Source organism: Paraburkholderia rhizosphaerae (genome assembly GCF_004366595.1).
Lineage (GTDB): Bacteria > Pseudomonadota > Gammaproteobacteria > Burkholderiales > Burkholderiaceae > Paraburkholderia > Paraburkholderia rhizosphaerae.
The window spans coordinates 72,391-90,649 of record NZ_SORE01000019.1 but is presented as its reverse complement, the minus strand read 5'-3'; the positions used below and the strand labels follow the sequence as shown (position 1 = coordinate 90,649).

Here is an 18,259-nt window from a genome sequence, read left to right as displayed (position 1 = left end):
GAAGAACGGATGACGCGGACCGCTCTGGTCCGTAACCGCATGACACGCGAGCGGTGTCATGCGTCGACGGCGCCGTGCCGGCTCCGCGGGAGAAGGCGTGCGCGATCCTGTACGCGGCGGTGGAACCCCCGAGGCAAAAAAAGCCCGTATCGCGAGGATACGGGCGTACCGGATACTTCTGCCACGCTGTGCTTATGGCAATGAATGAGACTGGCCTGTCCGCACCAGGTTCCCGTATTTATCGATTGGGTTGCTCAGGCGCAGAGGTGCGCACACAGCGCTGCCGCCGCGCTTGCGCGGCACACCGGCGTTGGTCGAATGCTGCAGCACTGGTCCACCGGCATGAACGGCGGCGGGTGAGCCCAACCACCCGTCGCCGGTCAACGATGAGTCGGCGGTGGACGGCGGCGCGATGCGTCGTCGCGTGACGGCGCATCGCTGCGCGGTGCGCGCACATTGCTGGCAATGTCGCCGCGCAAGTCGCCGCGCGGCGTCGGCGGCGTGAAATCGTGATTACGCGTTTCCGCCTGCTGCCACGCCTCTAACGTCGCTGGCTGGTCCGGTTTCCAGTTCCAGCCTTGCGGCCGTTGTTGGGCCGCAGCGGTTGCGGCAAGTGTTGAGACGACAATGCCGCACATAAGCAGGGACATTGGTCGCATGGTAAGGCTCCCGTCAGGACGGTCAGTTCCGACTGGTTTGCATAGTGCAACGTTAGTCCCGCTGAAGAAAGCGTGCTGTAAATAATAGTAAATGGTTGTTTCATCGCAGCCGGGCGGCTGCGGGTGGCGGCATGGGTCCGAGGCCGTTGCAACGGCCTCGGCGGGATCGCCAGATATGCGTCGGGCGCCCTGAGGCGCCCGTCGCGACAATCAGTAGGCGGTGACGGGAGTGGCCGTCAGGCCATTTTCACCGGTGCGCGCCACGATTCGGGATTGGTCCAGAATGCGCCGCGTAGGCGGTCGCGGCTCGGCGGTGCAGGCGGCTTGGATGCCGTCGCGCCGATGCGTCCGCGCAACGAAATCTGACGGCCGCTGGTGCCGAGGCGTTTGACTATTTCGGCGAGGGTGCCGTCGGCCTGCCACTCGTCGAAACGGCGACGGCAGGTCGGCGGAGAAGGATAGCGGCCAGGCAGCTTGGACCAGCCTTCGCCTGTCGACAGAACCCACAGCACCGCATTGACCACGGCGCGTGCCTCCACGCGTGGCCGTCCGCGGCGTTCGCTCCGCGCCGGCTCCGCACAGAACAACGCCTCGACCAAAGCCCACTCGTTGTCTTTCAAATCGTCGAACAGCATCATGTTTCACCTCAGCGAAGCTAACTCCGGTGCGCTGCCCCGCGCCGCGCACTCTGGATGCATCCGGTTTTGCGCGTGAAGCCGTTCAATGCTGCACAGATCGCGCGTCGAGCCGGATGCCAGGCGGGGTCGGGCTTGCCGCGGCGGGTATTGCATAAACCGCATTCGGCGCCGACCTTGTGCGAACCTAAACGCATGAAGTGTGCCAATCGGTCGTCGACCGCCTCAAAGTCCCGTTAAATCAAGCCGGGACGGGTGCTTGCCAGGCCCGTATGAGAATCCAAAAAACCTGACACGCAAATCAGGACAATCACCAATCTTGTGCAACGAGGCCCGCCGTCCGTGCGTTCGCGCTATATTGCTGCGCTGCAGCGAAATGGGGTGGCAACAATGCGGTCGCGCGCGACCCTCGATGATTCGCGCATACAATTCGCATTAAACGACGAGATTGATGAGGGGCCCAAATGAATGTGACGCTTCGCCAATTGCGCGTGTTTATCGAAGTCGCGCGGCTGCAGAGCTTCAGTCGGGCCGGCGATGAGATCGGCCTGACGCAGTCCGCGGTGAGCCGATGCGTGCGCGAACTCGAGGCGGAGCTTGGCCTGAAGCTGATCGATCGCACGACGCGCGAGGTGCGGTTGACCGATGCGGGCGGCAATCTCGTCGCGAGCGTATCGCGCCTGCTGAGCGACCTCGACGACGCGCTGCGCGAAATTCGCGAGATCGGCGAGCAGCGGCGCGGGCGCGTCGTCGTGGCGGCGAGCCCGACGATCGCATGCCGCCTGATGCCGCAGGTGATTGCCGCATGCGGCCGGCAGTTTCCGTATATCGCACTGGGCTTGCGCGACGATGTGCAAAGCGATGTCGTGCGCCGGGTGAAATCCGGGGAGGTCGACTTCGGCGTGGTCGTCGGGCCGAACGCGGCCGAAGACCTGCTGACCGAGCCGCTAATGACCGATTCGTTCTGTTTCGTATCGCGTGCCGATCATCCGCTGGCAAAGCGTCGGCAGGTCGAATGGAAAGCACTCGACGGACAGCGGCTCGTGATGCTCGACTACGCATCCGGAAGCCGGCCGATTATCGATGCGGCGATGGCCGAGCACGGCGTGCATGCGACGGTGGTTCAGGAGCTCGGCCATCCGGCGACGGTGTATGGCCTCGTCGAGGCGGGTATTGGTGTCAGCGTGTTGCCGTGGCTCGCGCTGCCGCTGCCGGCCGACGCAACGCTGGTCGCCCGGCCGCTATTGCCGCGCGCGCAGCGTACGGTTGAACTGGTGCGGCGGCGTGACCGGTCGTTATCGCCGGCCGCTGAAGCGGTGTGGGGTTTGATCACGCAAGTGCCGGCGCGCACTGAAGATCTCCATTGAGTTGAGCGCAAGGGCGCCTGCATCCGCGCGTGCAGGCATGCTTACGCGAACCGAGGCGTTGCGCTATTCAATCGATGCGAGCGTAGCGCGCATCCTCCGAATGTGCGCATCGCATCGCATCGTCGGCCGAACCGGACAGGCAGCGTTCGCGATGTAAACTATCGCCTTTCCGATGACCTGCCTGGATGCCGCGATGAGCGAAACGGACCTGTCCCAAGCCCTCTTTCCCCATGCGCGCGACGCGGTGCGCGCGCTGCGGCCGTCACAGATTCGTGAAGTGGCCAACGCCGGCTTCGGGCTAGACGATGTGCTGCCATTCTGGTTCGGCGAGTCCGACCGCGTGACGCCGCCTTTTATCCGCAACGCGGCAAGCGAAGCGCTCGCCGCCGGCGCGACGTTCTACACGCATAACCTCGGCATTGCGCCGTTGCGCGCGGCGCTGGCCGGTTACGTGAGCACACTGCACGGCGCAACCGCAGTCGATCACGTCGCGGTCACGAGCGCCGGAGTGAACGCGCTGATGCTCGCCGCGCAACTGGTGGTAGGGGCGGGCGATCGCGTGGTCGAGGTCACGCCGCTGTGGCCGAATCTCGTCGAGATTCCGAAAATTCTCGGCGCACACGTGGAAACGGTGGCGCTCGATTATGGTCCGCGCGGCTGGACGCTCGATCTCGAACGGCTGCTCACCGCCCTGACCCCGGCGACGAAGCTGCTGATGCTGAACTCGCCGAACAACCCGACCGGCTGGGTGATGACTCGCGATGAACAGCGCACGGTGCTCGACCATTGCCGGCGCAACGGTATCTGGGTCATCGCCGATGAGGTCTACGAGCGGCTCTACTACGCCGGTCACGAGCATGGCGTAGCGCCGTCTTTCCTCGATCTGGCTTCGCGCGACGAACGGGTCATCTGTGTGAATTCGTTCTCGAAGGCGTGGCTGATGACCGGCTGGCGGCTCGGCTGGATCGTTGCGCCCGCGCAGTTGATGGACGATCTCGGCAAGCTGATCGAATACAACACGTCCTGCGCGCCGGCCTTCGTTCAGCAGGCCGGACTCGCCGCGCTTCAGCAAGGCGAGGCTTTTACGCAGCAGCTGGTCGGCGAACTGAAGGCGTCGCGCGACCACCTGGTGCGGGCGCTATCGGCGTTGCCCGAGGTCGACGTGAAGGCGCCGGCGGGTGCGATGTACCTGTTTTTCTCGCTGCCGGGCGCCGCCGCGGGCAGCCTTGACCTGTGCAAGGCGCTGGTGCGCGATGCGCGCATTGGTCTTGCGCCGGGCAGTGCGTTTGGGCCCGAGGGGGAAGGCTTCGTGCGCTGGTGCTATGCGTGCGACACGGCGCGACTCGACGAAGGGGTTGCGCGGCTACGAAGGTTTCTCGAAGGACGGTGGGCGGCTGAGCGGGCTTAGCGGGGTGGGCTTGGCTCAGTGTGCCTGGCAGAGCGGCTTGTGAGCGCGCGCGTCGGGCGATGCCGCGACATGCCGGACCACTCCCGTCGCTCGTGCGTTGCCGGCGTTCACTAGCCGGCTCCTCCGGCTTTGTCGCGCTTTATCGAGTGGCCCAGGCCACCGGCATCACGCTGTTGGCCGAAGTTGGCCCCTCGCACTGAACGGGCTTCGGGCCCTGGTGACCCCCACTCGCTTTACGCACCGAATCTTTTTGCGTAATATGGCACCCAGTCACGCGGTTCCTTTCCGGAATTTCGCTGCTCCGTCGTCCGGCTGGGTTTGGCCTGAATGCCAGTTTTGCCTCCCCCCGGTGCGTGCTCCCATCAATATGACCGATCAAAATCGGGCGAGCGCGTCTTCAGTTCCACTACTGCTTGTCGTCTGTTTGATCCGGTTCTTTTGACCACAGGGTCTGACCTAGCTGCATGAATACCCAAGAGGCGAAGATCGTCCTCGAGACTGCATTGATCTGCGCGCAGGAGCCATTAAAGCTCGGTGAGTTGCGTAAGCTCTTTGCCGATAACGTGTCGGCAGATACGGTTCGCACGTTGCTTGAAGACCTGAGGCACGAGTGGTCTGGGCGCGGCGTCGAGCTGGTGTCGCTGGCGTCGGGCTGGCGCTTCCAGAGCAAGCCGGCGATGCGCACGTATCTCGATCGGCTGCATCCGGAAAAACCGCCCAGGTATTCGCGTGCGGTACTGGAAACATTGGCGATCATCGCTTATCGGCAACCCGTTACACGCGGCGATATCGAAGAAATTCGCGGCGTGACGGTGAATACGCAGGTCGTCAAACAGCTCGAAGACCGTGGCTGGATCGAGGTGATCGGTCATCGCGACGTGCCGGGCCGTCCGGCTTTGTACGCGACGACCCGCCAGTTTCTCGACGACCTCGGCCTGAAGGCACTCGACGAACTGCCGCCGCTTGACGATCCGTCGGCCCAGGCGAATGTCGATCTGCTCGCGCAGCATTCGATCGAATTCACCGATGGCGACACGCTGGACGCACAGGCATCGAGCGATGAGGCGAGCGCGAGCGGCGGCACCGACGAACACGCTACGACGACCGGCGAAGGTGGCGTGTCTGAAGCAATGCAGCACGGCTTGGCCGCCGATGATGCGATGGCGCCCGGTGCAATCGGACCTCATTCATCGAGCGACGCGGCTGAAGCGGGCGCACCGGGCGCGGGATTTGCGCAGCCGGATAGCGAGCACGTCGGACAGCCTGAAGGAAATCTCCCGGCGGCCGGCGATTCGGACGATGGCAATCCGAGTGCACGGACTGGCCTCGCAAGCGGCGCAGTCAGTGGCGACACCGAACGCGCCGTAGCGCGCGAAGCGGGCTCCGCGAATACACATGCGCATGATGCTGCGGATCAGGCAGATCAGGCGGATCAGCTGGATGAAGCGCCGCACGGCAACGCGGCAGCCACCGCTGACAACGCAAACAACGACGAATCGGCCTCTACCGCGGCCGTGCAGGAACGCAACGAGTATCACGGCGAACCGGACCGCGAACATCGTGGCGAACTTCGCAGTGAAGCGGAGCCCGCAATCGGGCCGCATTCGACTCATGCGGCGCAGGGTGGTCCGCAAGACCGCCGGGACACCGCACAAGACGCGGGCGTGGTGACGGACGACGAGCCCGAGTCACGCAGCGCCTGACGTAACCGAACCTATTTGCCGCGCCCGCAACGGGCGCGAGATCTGACATTTTGAGGTTGTTTTGACAGACATCCACGATACCGATTCGCCCGAATCCGAGCGCGCGGTCCGCCCTGCGCCGTCTGACGACACGCGCGCGGCGCCCGCGCCGGCCGGCGCTGCGGAACGCAACAGCCGTGCGGGTGACCCGGGTGGCCCAGGCGAGGCGTCCGACACAGAAGGCGGCGAGCGTCCGCGACGCGGTTTGCGCCGCGGCCCGCGCAGTCTGATCGCGCGTCGCCGAGCGGGCGCGAAAGGCAAGCCGGGCGCCGAGGTCGCCAATGCGCAGCCGGCACCGGTTGTGCCTGAAGCGCCGCCGGATGGCGAGGTGGTCGCTCAGGTGCGTATGCCGCGTAAGGACGCTGCCGCGAAAGGTCAAGGCGGTCGTCGAACGGGCGGCAAGCGCGACGCGCAGCAGCCGCGCGGCGCCGCGCCGCGCGAAGGCGCACGCCAGAACCGGCGCGGCCCCGGCCAGAACAGCCCGCAGGCCGCGCCGGACGCGGCGACGGACGACGATCTCTTTTCGTATGTCACGTCGCCTGCATTCGATGCGGACAATTCGTCGAACGGCGGCCCAGGCGGCAGTGTGCGCGCGCCGATGCTGCGCCGGGGCCGTCCGGCGCAACCGAAGCGCGTACTCGCGCCGGACGACGACGCGCCGAAACTTCACAAGGTGTTGGCGGAAGCCGGTATGGGTTCGCGCCGCGAGATGGAAGAGCTGATTGTCGCGGGCCGTGTGTCCGTGAATGGCGAGCCGGCGCATATTGGCCAGCGCATCATGCCGACCGACCTCGTTCGCATCAACGGCAAGCCGGTCAAGCGCAAGTTGCAGAACAAGCCGCCGCGCGTGCTGCTGTATCACAAACCGACTGGCGAGATCGTTAGTCACGCGGACCCGGAAGGCCGTCCGTCGGTATTCGACAAGCTGCCGCCGATGAAGACCGCGAAGTGGCTCGCGGTCGGCCGGCTCGACTTCAATACCGAAGGTCTGCTGATGCTGACGACGTCAGGCGATCTGGCGAACCGTTTCATGCATCCGCGCTATAGCGTCGAGCGCGAGTACGCGGTGCGCGTGGTCGGCGAACTCGCCGAGGGTATGCGGCAGAAGTTGTTGAGCGGCGTCGAACTCGACGACGGTCCGGCGAACTTCCTGCGTATCCGCGACGGCGGTGGCGAAGGCACGAATCACTGGTATCACGTGGCGCTCGCGGAAGGGCGCAATCGCGAAGTGCGCCGGATGTTCGAGGCAGTCGGCCTGATGGTGAGCCGTCTGATTCGCACGCGGCATGGTCCGATTTCACTGCCGCGCGGTCTGAAGCGTGGTCGTTGGGAAGAACTCGAAGACAACCAGGTGCGCAGCCTGATGGCGTCGGTCGGACTGAAGGCGCCAAGCGAAGAGAAGGGCGGCGGGCGTAACGCGTCGCAGGAGCGCCGCCAGCCCGATCCGATGCAGACATCGATGGGCTTCATACATCGCGAGCCTGTGCTGATGTCGCATGGCCGTTTCGATCAGCAGCAGCGAGGCGGTGGCGGTAGCGGCGGGCGCCGCGGCCAGTCCGGCGGCGGGTTCGGAGCGCTGAACAGTGGTCCCGGCGGCGGTTTTGGCAACCGCAACGGTAATCGTGGCGACGCACGCACGCCGAACAAGGGTGGCCGTGGCGGACGCGACATCGACGGCAACCGTGCGCCGTCGGGCGGTGGCAATCGCGCGGCGGGCGCGGCAGGCGCGGGCAATGGCGGCAATCGTGCTGGCAACCGCGCTGCCGGCGGCGGCAACGCGAACCGCGGCGGCAACGCGAATCGCGGCAACAATCCGAACGCAAACGGAAACCGCGCGCCACGCGGCCGTACACGCGGCCGGTAGACCCAATTTTCCTGAGGCGCAAACCGCCTGACGGTGGGTCCGCAGCCGGATTAACAGGCTCAACGGATCTCGCGTGCGATGCTGAACGTCAGACCCGCGGAGACGGCCGGCCGACTCTGCGCCGCCACGTCGCGGAGTCGTCTTTCGCCTGGTTTTTTCCGCTCGATTGACGCCAAAGCAAGCGCGAATGCGCCTCCTCGGCGGCCTCGCGGTTTGCGTTTGTCCTGAAAAATGGCTACAATCACGAAGTCGCTGGGCGTGCGGTTAAGAGTCTGGTTTTTGCGTGCGGCTCAGGTGCGACCACCGGCAATAAGATGATGGGCGTTTCGCCCATTTTTTTTTGCCGCGCAAGTTCGCAATTCGATGCGTTCGACATGTGGTTCAGCATCTCGGCAAGCACACGCACGTCGGCCTGGCGCGGCCCGCTGTGGTGGTGTTCGATGGTCATTCGTGGCAGGTTCTGCAACCTCGCCTGGCAACCCCACTGCGGCAACTCCGCCGTGGCAACCGGCAGGCGCGCCGCGCGAACATCTAGAGGGCATTGTGCAACTGACGGAACTGATTGAAACGACGGTCGTGGGCCTTGGCTACGAACTGGTCGATCTCGAGCGCACCGGGCGCGGCATGCTGACCGTGTTCATCGACCAGCCTGCCGGCATCGCGATCGAAGACTGCGAAAAGGTCACGCGTCAGCTCCAGCACGTCCTGACGGTCGAGAATATCGACTATGAGCGGCTCGAAGTATCGTCGCCGGGGCTCGACCGGCCGCTCAAGAAACTGATGGATTTCGAACGCTTCGCGGGTAGCGAAGCAGTGATCACGTTGAAAAAGCCATTGGACGGACGTAAATCGTACCGGGGTATTTTGCATGCTCCGCAAGGCGAGACGATTGGTCTTGAATTTGAAGGGAAGGAAGGCGCCGCGATGCTGGATTTCACGCTTGCGGATATCGATAAAGCACGCCTCGTTCCGAAAGTTGACTTTAGGAGCCGCAAACAATGAGTCGCGAAGTGTTGATGCTGGTGGATGCGCTGGCACGCGAGAAGAACGTCGACAAGGACGTCGTATTTGCTGCGCTTGAAGCGGCGCTCGCCTCGGCATCCAAGAAACTCTTCGACGAGGACGCGGACATTCGCGTTCATATCGACCGTGAGAGCGGCGAGCATGAAACGTTCCGCCGTTGGCGCGTGGTGCCCGACGAAGCCGGTCTGCAGGAGCCGGACCAGGAAATCCTGCTGTTCGAAGCGCGCGAGCAGAAACCCGACGCGCAAATCGACGATTTCCTCGAAGAACCGGTGCCGTCGATCGAATTCGGCCGTATCGGGGCACAGGCTGCGAAACAGGTGATTCTGCAGAAGGTTCGCGACGCGGAGCGCGAGCAGATTCTGAACGACTTCCTCGAGCGTGGCGAAAGCATCATGACCGGTACGGTCAAGCGTCTCGACAAGGGTAACTTCATCGTCGAATCGGGCCGTGTCGAAGCGCTGTTGCGTCGCGACCAGTTAATTCCGAAAGAAAACCTGCGTGTCGGCGACCGCGTACGCGCGTATATCGGCAAGGTCGATCGCACCGCTCGCGGTCCGCAGATCGAACTGTCGCGCACCGCGCCCGAGTTCCTGATGAAGCTGTTCGAAATGGAAGTGCCGGAAATCGAACAGGGCCTGCTCGAGATCAAGGCGGCCGCGCGCGATCCCGGCGTGCGCGCGAAGATCGGCGTGGTCGCGTATGACAAGCGCATCGATCCGATCGGTACCTGTGTCGGCATTCGCGGCTCGCGCGTGCAGGCCGTGCGCAATGAGCTCGGTGGCGAAAACGTCGACATCGTGCTATGGTCGGAAGATCCCGCCCAGTTTGTGATCGGCGCCCTTGCGCCGGCAGCCGTCCAGTCGATCGTCGTCGACGAAGAAAAGCATTCGATGGACGTCGTCGTCGACGAAAACGAACTGGCGGTCGCTATCGGCCGCAGCGGCCAGAACGTGCGTCTTGCCAGCGAACTGACCGGCTGGCAGATCAATATCATGACGCCGGACGAGTCTGCGCAAAAGCAGAATCAGGAACGCAGCGTCCTGCGTGACCTGTTCATGGCGCGTCTCGATGTCGACGAGGAAGTCGCTGACATCCTGATCGACGAAGGCTTCACGAGCCTCGAAGAGATCGCTTATGTGCCGCTCAACGAGATGCTCGAGATCGAGGCATTCGACGAAGACACGGTTCACGAATTGCGTAATCGCGCGCGCGATGCGTTGCTGACGATGGCGATCGCGAACGAGGAGAAGGTCGAGGGCGTGGCGCTCGATCTGAAGAGCCTCGACGGTATGGATGCGGATCTGCTTGCGAAGCTTGCCGAACATCAGGTGCAAACGCGCGACGATCTGGCGGAACTGGCAGTAGACGAGCTGGTTGAAATGACCGGCATGGAAGAGGACGCCGCGAAGGCGTTGATCATGAAGGCCCGTGAACACTGGTTTCAGTGACAAAGTGACATGACCATGAACCACTGACCTGAACGCGGCAGGCGCCGATGTGTATCGATGCCGGATGGCCGCACGACCCGATGCTAACAGCAAGGAATCGGTCCTTGCACTAAGAGGAATGAATGGCGAGTAACAACGTAGCCCAATTTGCCGCGGAACTGAAAATGCCTGCAGGCGTGCTGCTCGAGCAGCTGCAGGCGGCGGGCGTCGAGAAAGCGAGTGAGGACGACGCCTTGTCGGAAACCGACAAGGCGCGTCTGCTCGACCACTTGCGCAAGTCGCACGGCTCGCAGGACGCCGACAAGCGCAAGATCACGCTGACGCGGCGGCACACGTCGGAGATCAAGCAGTCCGACGCGACGGGTAAGGCTCGTACCATTCAGGTCGAAGTTCGCAAGAAGCGCACCTTTGTCCGCCGTGACGAATCGGCCGATCAGGGCGAGCACGCGGCTGCCGCCGAGGCTGAAGATCTCGAATTGCAGCGTCGCGAGGAAGAAGCGCGCCAGCAGGCCGAGTTGCTTGCGCAGCAGGCTCAGGAGCTGAAGGAGCGCCAGGAACGTCTCGAGCGCGAAGAGGCCGAGCGCCAGGCGCGCGAGCAGGCGGCCGAGGCGGAGCGGCAACGCGCGGAAGAAGAGGCGGTGAAGAAGCGCGCCGCTGCGGTGGCCGAAGCGGCTGCGCGCGAGCAGCAGGCGGAAGCCGAACGCGCCGCTGATCAGGAACAGGAAGACGAGCGCGCGGCAGCGGAACGCGCGGCGCAGCGCGAAGCGGCGAAGAAGGCCGAGGATGCCGCGCGTGCCGCGTCGGAGAAGGCGCGCGCCGAGCAGGAAGAGATTGCGAAGCGTCGTGCGGCGGCGGAAGCCGAAGCGCGCGCGATTCGCGAAATGATGAACACGCCGCGTAAGGCGGCTCAGGCGAAGGCGCCGGAACCGGCGCCCGCGGCGCAAAAGCCAGCCGAACAGCCGAAGGCTGCCGAGGCGAAGGGCACGCTGCACAAGCCGGCACGGCCGGCTGGCGAAACGCCGGCGGCGCGTCCGGCGGCGAAGAAGCCCGCGGCAGCTACGCCGGCGTCGACGACGCCGTCGTCGCCGTCCGCACCCGCTGGCGACAAGAAAAAGGCGGGCGGTAAAGCAGGCGGCTGGCAGGACGACGCAGCCAAGCGCCGCGGCATCAAGACGCGCGGCGATACCAGCGGCGGCGTCGATCGCGGCTGGCGCGGCGGTCCGAAGGGGCGTGGCAAGCATCAGGAAGCCACCTCGTTCCAGGCACCGACCGAGCCGATCGTGCGAGAAGTGCACGTGCCGGAAACGATCACGGTGGCCGATCTCGCGCACAAGATGTCGGTGAAGGCTTCGGAAGTCATCAAGGTGATGATGAAGCTCGGCCAGATGGTCACGATCAACCAGATGCTCGATCAGGAAACCGCGATGATCGTTGTCGAGGAGCTGGGGCACCACGCGGTGGCCGCGAAGCTCGACGATCCGGAAGCGATGCTGGTCGAAGGCGAAGTGAGCGACGCCGAAGCGCTGCCGCGTCCGCCGGTTGTCACAGTGATGGGTCACGTCGACCACGGCAAGACCTCGCTGCTCGACTACATCCGGCGCGCGAAGGTCGCCGCCGGCGAAGCGGGCGGCATTACGCAGCACATCGGCGCATACCACGTCGAAACGCCGCGCGGCGTGATCACGTTCCTCGATACGCCGGGTCACGAGGCGTTCACGGCGATGCGTGCACGCGGCGCGAAGGCAACCGACATCGTGATTCTCGTGGTCGCGGCCGACGACGGCGTGATGCCGCAGACGAAGGAAGCGATCTCGCACGCGAAAGCGGGCGGTGTGCCGCTCGTCGTCGCGATCAACAAGATTGACAAACCGGAAGCGAACCCTGACCGCGTGAAGCAGGAACTGGTCGCGGAAGGCGTCGTACCGGAAGAATACGGTGGCGATTCGCCGTTCGTGCCGGTGTCGGCGAAGACCGGCCAGGGCATCGACGATCTGCTCGAGAACGTGTTGCTGCAGGCTGAAGTGCTTGAACTGAAGGCGCCGGTCGAGGCGCCGGCCAAGGGCCTCGTGATCGAAGCGAAACTCGACAAGGGCAAGGGCCCGGTCGCGACGATCCTCGTGCAGTCCGGTACGCTGAACCGCGGCGACGTCGTGCTGGCCGGCAGTGCGTATGGCCGTGTGCGCGCGATGCTCGACGAAACCGGCAAGGCAACGAAGTCGGCGGGCCCGTCGATCCCGGTTGAAATCCAGGGTCTGTCGGAAGTGCCGGCGGCCGGCGAAGAAATGATCGTGATGCCGGATGACCGCAAGGCGCGCGAAATCGCACTGTTCCGTCAGGGCAAGTTCCGCGACGTGAAGCTCGCGAAGCAGCAGGCCGCGAAACTGGAAAACATGCTCGAGCAAATGGGCGAAGGCGAAGTGCAGAACCTGCCGCTCATCGTCAAGGCGGATGTGCAGGGTTCGCAGGAAGCACTGGTGCAGGCGCTGCTCAAACTGTCCACCGACGAAGTGCGCGTGCAGATCGTGCACAGCGCGGTCGGCGGTATCAGCGAATCGGATGTCAACCTCGCGACGGCATCGAAGGCGGTTATCGTCGGCTTCAATACGCGGGCCGATGCGCAGGCGCGCAAGCTGGCCGAGACAAACGGCGTCGACATCCGCTACTACAACATCATCTACGACGCGGTGGATGAGATCAAAGCGGCGATGTCGGGCATGCTCGCGCCGGAGAAGCGCGAAGTCATCACTGGCATGGTCGAGGTGCGCCAGGTATTCAAGGTGCCGAAGGTCGGTTCGGTGGCGGGCTGTATGGTCACTGATGGTGTCGTCAAGCGGACCTCGTCGGTGCGCGTGCTGCGCAACAACGTCGTCATTCACACTGGCGAACTCGATTCGCTCAAGCGCTTCAAGGACGACGTCAAGGAAGTGCGCCAGGGCTTCGAGTGCGGTATGTCGGTGAAGAACTTCAACGATATCGTCGAAGGCGACCAGTTCGAAGTTTTCGAGGTCACCGAAGTCGCGCGTACGCTGTAACCGGAGCGCCGCGCTACCAGGGCGGAGCGGGCGCTGAGCCGGCTCCGCCCTGTGTTTTTATGCCTGACTGAACATGCCGAAAAAACGTACTTCCCCCAATCGCAATGTACAGATCGCGGATCAGATCCAACGTGATCTGTCCGACTTGCTTCGCGAGGTCAAAGACCCGCGCATCGGAATCGTCACGATTCAGAGCGTCGAGTTGACGCCGGACTATGCGCACGCGAAGGTCTATTTCACGACGCTGACCGGCGATCCGGCGCAAACGCAGGACGCGCTCAACCACGCAGCCGGCCATTTGCATAACCAGCTTTTCAAGCGGTTGCATATCCACACAGTGCCGACGCTGCATTTCCACTATGACAAGACGATCGAGCACGCGGTGCAGATGTCGCGACTGATCGACGAAGCAAACGCGAATCGCGCGAAAGAAGACTGATCATCGTTGCGTGCTAGCTGAAATGACGAACGCCTCTCCGACCGCACCGCAGCGTCCGCGCGTGCCGCGCCGCGCGCTGGACGGCGTGCTGCTGCTCGATAAACCGGTGGGTCTGTCGAGCAACGACGCGTTGATCCGCGCAAAGCGCCTGTATCAGGCGAAGAAGGCAGGCCATACGGGCACGCTCGATCCGCTCGCGTCCGGCTTGCTGCCACTCTGTTTTGGCGAAGCCACCAAGTTCTCGCAGGATCTGCTCGACGCGGACAAAACGTACGAGGCGACGATGCGGCTCGGCGTGACAACGACAACCGGCGATGCGGAAGGCGAAGTACTGCGGACACGCGACGTTCACTGCGACGACGCAGGCGTCGCCGCTGCGCTAACGCAGTTTTGCGGTGAGATCGTGCAGATTCCGCCGATGTATTCGGCGCTCAAACGCGACGGCAAGCCCCTTTACGAATACGCGCGCGCCGGGCAAACGGTCGAGCGGGAAGGGCGCCGGGTCACGATTCACGCGCTTGAATTGATTGCGTGCGCGCTACCGGACGTGACGTTTCGCGTGACATGCAGCAAGGGGACTTATGTGCGCACGCTCGCCGAGGATATCGGCGCAGCGCTGGGTTGCGGCGCGCATCTGATCGCGCTGCGGCGCACCGGTGTCGGCGTGCTGACGCTCGAGCATGCGGTGACGCTCGACGCGCTCTCCGATGCGGCCGACGGCGATCGCGATCGCTGGCTGCAGCCAGTTGACGCATTGTTATCGACCTTCCCCGCAGTGCACCTCGATGACGAAGCGACGCGCCGTTTCCTGCATGGACAGCGGCTGCGCCTCGCGGATCTGTCGATCAGCGGCGACGTGCTGGGCGCGCCGCGCGTGCGTGTCTATGCGGCGTATGAAGGCCCGCATGAAGGCCGTCTACTCGGCGTCGCGAAAGCAGCCGACGGCGTACTCGCACCGGACCGGTTGGTCGTCACCGCGCCGACCTGAACACGGAGTCCGGGGCGCTCGGTCCGCGTACGGCTGCGCGTGTGAGTTCGTGCGTGAGCTATTTCTAAACTACTTCTTCACGTCGTCCGGGTTGTACGTGACGTACAGCTTCGTGTAGCCCTTCGTATCGAAGGTGCCGCTCCAGCCTCTGGGAATCGTGACGGCTTCTCCCGCGTGGACCGCCACGACCGAGCCATCCGGAGATGTCAGCGTGGCACCCCCGCTGATGAAGTACAGGAACTCGTTGTACGGATAGTCCTTGTCGGTTTCATGCAGCGGGCCGGATTGGTAGAGCCCGGTTTGATATCCGTTGTCTTTCGACGTGAACGTAACGACATCCGTCGTCGCGTTGCCGTCCTTGCTCTCATGCACCGCGCCCTTGCGCTGAAAGATCGAGCCGTTGATTTCAGGTTTCGTTACCTTGATCGGCTTGATCACTTCCGCTTGCGCGTGCGCGGCGACGGCGAAAAGCGCGACGAGCGTCAGCGTTGCACCGAAGGTGGGTACTCTGCTTATCCAGCGTCTGTTCATGGGTGACCTGCAAATGGCGGACCGGAAGAGGGCGTAGTTTGCCGCAAGCTGTGTCGCGAACGCTAACAATCGCGTATTGCCGCCATGAATCTAGCGCTTCGCGATCACCAGGTCACGTCAACAATCGATGTGAATTCGCCCCGCCATGCGGCGGTTCGTGTCCATGGCGCGCAACGGCAGCGCCGTGCGCCGCATATCGCGCGCGATTTAGCCGTTTAGTGTGCCGCCGACGCCGCCGCACCCGCATCGCCGCCAGGCGAGCGTTCAGGCTTGGTAATCCAGATCAACGCGATCAGCGCGATGAAAATACCCGCGGAGATATAGAACAGGTCGTTGACGCCCAATTGCGCGGCCTGTTGCGTGGCCATCGAGTTGAACAGTCCCAATGCCTGCTGCTTGTCGAGACCCATCTGGTTCAACTGCTGGACGGTCGCGTCGAACGCCGGGTTGTACGGATTCGCCTGCGCGACCAGCCGCGTGTGATGAAGAATCGACCGGTGATCCCACGCAGTCTGGAAAATCGATGTGCCGATGCCGCCGCACATGATCCGCACGAAGTTCGATAGACCCGATGCCGCGGGAATGCGGTTGCCCGGCAATCCCGATAGCGTGATCGACACGAGTGGGATAAAGAAACCCGCCATCGCGACGCCCTGGATCAGCGTCGGCACGGTCAGCGCAAATGTATCGACGCCGGTCGTATAGCGCGAGCGCATCCAGAAACACAGCGCGAAAATCAGAAACGATGCGGTCGCGATATAGCGCGGATCGGTGCGTGGCAATACCTTGCCGGTGACCGGCGACAGCAGGATCGCGAACAGACCGACCGGCGCCATGATGATGCCCGCATCGGTTGCCGTATAGCCGATGTCCGTTTGCAGCCAGAGCGGCAGCAACACCAGGTTGCCGAAGTACAGCCCATAGCCGATCGATAACGCGACTGTTCCGCCGGTGAAATTGCGCAGCTTGAAGAGCGACAGATCCACCACCGGATGATCCGCGGTCAGTTCCCAGACGATAAAGAACGCTAACGCGATCACCGCGGTCAACGCGAGCACGACGATCGTCGTCGATGAAAACCAGTCGAGGTCTTTGCCCTTGTCGAGCATGATCTGCAGCGAACCGACCCAGGTAATCAGCAGCGCGAGACCGACTGTGTCGATCGGCGCTTTTCTGATCACCGAATCGCGATCGCGAAAGATCGCCCATGTGGCCGCCGCCGCGAGCACGCCGACCGGAATATTCACATAGAAGATCCACGGCCACGAGATATTGTCCGAGATCCAGCCGCCTAGAATCGGGCCGGCGACCGGCGCGATCAGCGTGGTCATCGCCCACATCGACAGCGCCATCGGCGCTTTCGCGCGCGGATAGCTGGCCAGCAGCAAGGTCTGCGATAGCGGAATCATCGGCCCCGCGACGGCGCCCTGGAACACGCGCGACGCAAGCAGAAACGGCAGCGTCGGCGCGAGTCCGCACATCCACGACGAGATCACGAACAGGATGATCGACGCCATAAAGAGCCGCACCTGGCCGATACGATCGGTCAACCAGCCGGTGAGCGGCACGGAAATCGCGTTGGCAACCGCGAACGACGTGATCACCCACGTGCCCTGGTCGGACGACACACCCAGGTCGCCGGAAATAGACGGGATCGACACGTTGGCGATCGACGTGTCCAGCACGTTCATAAACACCGCGAGCGATACCGCGATCGTGCCGATCACAAGTTGCGCGCCTTCCAGCGGTGGATGAACGATCGGCGCTTGAGCCTGAGCCATTGAGCGAAAGCCTTTGTTCTGGTTTGACGGGGGGCGCTTACATCAGCTTCGCAGCCGCGCGTTTGCCCGCGCCGCGTGCCGCTGCTTTCTGCGATGCGTTGCCGCCCGGCCCCGCGTTTTCGGCGATGATGCGCGCGATTTCCGCGTCGGCTTCGTCGCCGTATTTGTCGAATACCTTGGTCTGGTAGACGGTGTTCTGCGCATTGCCGAGCTGACCGCCGCTTTCGTTCTTGATGTCGACGTCGGCCAGCATCGACAGGCCGATGCGCAGCGGATGTTTCGCGAGTTCCCGCGGATCGAGTTCGATGCGCACCGGCAGACGCTGGACGACCTTGATCCAGTTGCCGGTCGCGTTCTGCGCGGGCAGCAGCGCGAACGCGGCGCCCGTGCCGGCTGAGAACCCGACCACCTTGCCGTGATAGACCACCGACGAGCCATAGAGGTCGGCCGTCAGTTCGACCGGCTGGCCGATGCGCATATGCCTCAACTGACCTTCCTTGAAGTTCGCATCGACCCACACGCCATTGAGCGGCACGACCGCCATCAGCGGATTGCCCGGCGACACGCGCTGGCCGACCTGCACCGAACGCTTCGCGACATAGCCGGTGACCGGCGCCGGCAGCGTGTTGCGCGCGTTGTTCAGATACGCATCGCGGACCTTGGCGGCGGCTGCCATCACGTTCGGGTGATCGGTGATCGTCGTGTTCGCGGTCAGTGCGCGGTTGGCCGCGAGCTGCTGTTCGGACGCGTCGAGCGCGGCCTGCGTGCTGCGCACCGCATCGCGCGCATGCGAAATCTCCTCGGCGGATACGGCGCCGGTTTGCGCGACGGTCAAGCGGCGGCGCAGATCGTCCTGCGCGCGCGACAGATCGGCCTGGCGAACCGCGACCTGCGCCTGGTACTGGTTGTCGTCGACGTACAGGCCGCGCACCTGACGCACCACCTGCGCGAGATTGGCTTCCGCCTGCTGTAGCGCGACGCGGGCGTCGGCCGGATCGAGCACGACGACCGGATCGCCGACCTTCACGGTCTGCGTGTCGTCTGCATTCACCGCTATCACCGTGCCGGTCACTTGCGGCGTGATCTGCACGACGTTGCCATTCACATAGGCATCGTCGGTGGTTTCATGAAAACGCGCGACGAGGAAGTAGTACAGCCCGTAGCCGATCGCGGCAAGCAGGATGATGACGGTGAGCACCGTCATCATCCGTTTGCGCTTGCCGTTGTTGTTCGAAGGCCGCGCGTTGGGCGCGGGTTGCGGTTGAGGCGTGCTCATGATGGACTCCCTGTACTTTCGTGTCTCTTGTGCGTGTGTTGTGTAGCGTGTGCGGCGTGCGTG

General features: G+C 63.8%; 14 protein-coding genes and 1 pseudogene. 9 read left to right on the top strand and 6 right to left on the bottom strand.

Features of this window, described 5'->3' with window-relative positions:
• Positions 1–380: 380 nt before the first annotated feature.
• The gene (locus BX592_RS23110) at positions 381–659 is read right to left on the bottom strand and encodes a hypothetical protein (RefSeq protein ID WP_134194906.1); all 279 of its coding nucleotides are present in this window, start codon (positions 657–659) and stop codon (positions 381–383) included.
• A gap of 239 nt (positions 660–898) precedes the next feature.
• Positions 899–1,294, bottom strand: a pseudogene (locus BX592_RS23105) (transposase); the annotation flags it as partial.
• 464 nt (positions 1,295–1,758) lie between these two features.
• Here BX592_RS23105 and BX592_RS23100 point away from each other — a divergent pair.
• From BX592_RS23100 to rluB, 4 genes are all read left to right on the top strand, one after another.
• On the top strand, positions 1,759–2,661 hold the full coding sequence (locus tag BX592_RS23100) for a LysR family transcriptional regulator (protein ID WP_134194902.1): 903 nt from the start codon (positions 1,759–1,761) through the stop codon (positions 2,659–2,661).
• Positions 2,662–2,854: 193 nt separating this feature from the next.
• Positions 2,855–4,069, top strand: a complete 1,215-nt coding sequence (locus BX592_RS23095) for a pyridoxal phosphate-dependent aminotransferase (RefSeq protein ID WP_134194900.1) — start codon at positions 2,855–2,857, stop codon at positions 4,067–4,069.
• Between the two features lie 464 nt (positions 4,070–4,533).
• On the top strand, positions 4,534–5,772 hold the full coding sequence (gene scpB / locus BX592_RS23090; protein ID WP_134194898.1) for an SMC-Scp complex subunit ScpB: 1,239 nt from the start codon (positions 4,534–4,536) through the stop codon (positions 5,770–5,772).
• Between the two features lie 61 nt (positions 5,773–5,833).
• Positions 5,834–7,675 (top strand): 23S rRNA pseudouridine(2605) synthase RluB, encoded by a 1,842-nt coding sequence (gene rluB, locus BX592_RS23085; RefSeq protein ID WP_134194896.1) that lies wholly within the window; start codon positions 5,834–5,836, stop codon positions 7,673–7,675.
• Between the two features lie 241 nt (positions 7,676–7,916).
• Here rluB and BX592_RS23080 read toward each other — a convergent pair whose 3' ends face one another.
• Positions 7,917–8,123, bottom strand: coding sequence for a hypothetical protein (locus BX592_RS23080; RefSeq protein ID WP_134194894.1), 207 nt, complete (start codon positions 8,121–8,123; stop codon positions 7,917–7,919).
• 95 nt (positions 8,124–8,218) lie between these two features.
• On the opposite strand from BX592_RS23080, the gene rimP reads away from it, so the two are divergent.
• The 5 genes from rimP (at position 8,219) to truB (ending at position 14,608) form a co-directional block, all read left to right on the top strand.
• Entirely contained in the window at positions 8,219–8,677 is a 459-nt protein-coding gene (gene rimP / locus BX592_RS23075) for a ribosome maturation factor RimP (protein WP_134195016.1), read from the top strand.
• Positions 8,674–10,149 carry a transcription termination factor NusA gene (nusA, locus tag BX592_RS23070; RefSeq protein WP_134194892.1) on the top strand — a complete coding sequence of 492 codons (1,476 nt, stop codon included), beginning with the start codon at positions 8,674–8,676 and terminating at the stop codon, positions 10,147–10,149. The genes rimP and nusA overlap by 4 nt, the downstream gene beginning before the upstream one ends.
• Positions 10,150–10,271: 122 nt before the next feature.
• Positions 10,272–13,181, top strand: coding sequence for a translation initiation factor IF-2 (infB, locus tag BX592_RS23065; RefSeq protein ID WP_134194890.1), 2,910 nt, complete (start codon positions 10,272–10,274; stop codon positions 13,179–13,181).
• A 73-nt stretch (positions 13,182–13,254) separates the two neighbouring features.
• On the top strand, positions 13,255–13,620 hold the full coding sequence (rbfA, locus tag BX592_RS23060) for a 30S ribosome-binding factor RbfA (RefSeq protein ID WP_134194888.1): 366 nt from the start codon (positions 13,255–13,257) through the stop codon (positions 13,618–13,620).
• A gap of 22 nt (positions 13,621–13,642) precedes the next feature.
• Complete coding sequence (truB, locus tag BX592_RS23055; RefSeq protein WP_134194886.1) at positions 13,643–14,608, top strand: tRNA pseudouridine(55) synthase TruB; 966 nt, start codon at positions 13,643–13,645, stop codon at positions 14,606–14,608.
• 69 nt (positions 14,609–14,677) lie between these two features.
• Here the strand turns inward: truB and BX592_RS23050 are convergent, their stop codons facing one another.
• From BX592_RS23050 to BX592_RS23040, 3 genes are all read right to left on the bottom strand, one after another.
• Positions 14,678–15,139, bottom strand: coding sequence for a cupin domain-containing protein (locus tag BX592_RS23050; protein ID WP_134194884.1), 462 nt, complete (start codon positions 15,137–15,139; stop codon positions 14,678–14,680).
• 215 nt (positions 15,140–15,354) lie between these two features.
• Positions 15,355–16,920 (bottom strand): DHA2 family efflux MFS transporter permease subunit, encoded by a 1,566-nt coding sequence (locus tag BX592_RS23045; RefSeq protein ID WP_134194881.1) that lies wholly within the window; start codon positions 16,918–16,920, stop codon positions 15,355–15,357.
• Between the two features lie 37 nt (positions 16,921–16,957).
• A complete protein-coding gene (locus BX592_RS23040; RefSeq protein ID WP_134194879.1) occupies positions 16,958–18,196 on the bottom strand; it encodes an EmrA/EmrK family multidrug efflux transporter periplasmic adaptor subunit in 1,239 nt (412 codons plus the stop codon).
• Positions 18,197–18,259: the final 63 nt, after the last annotated feature.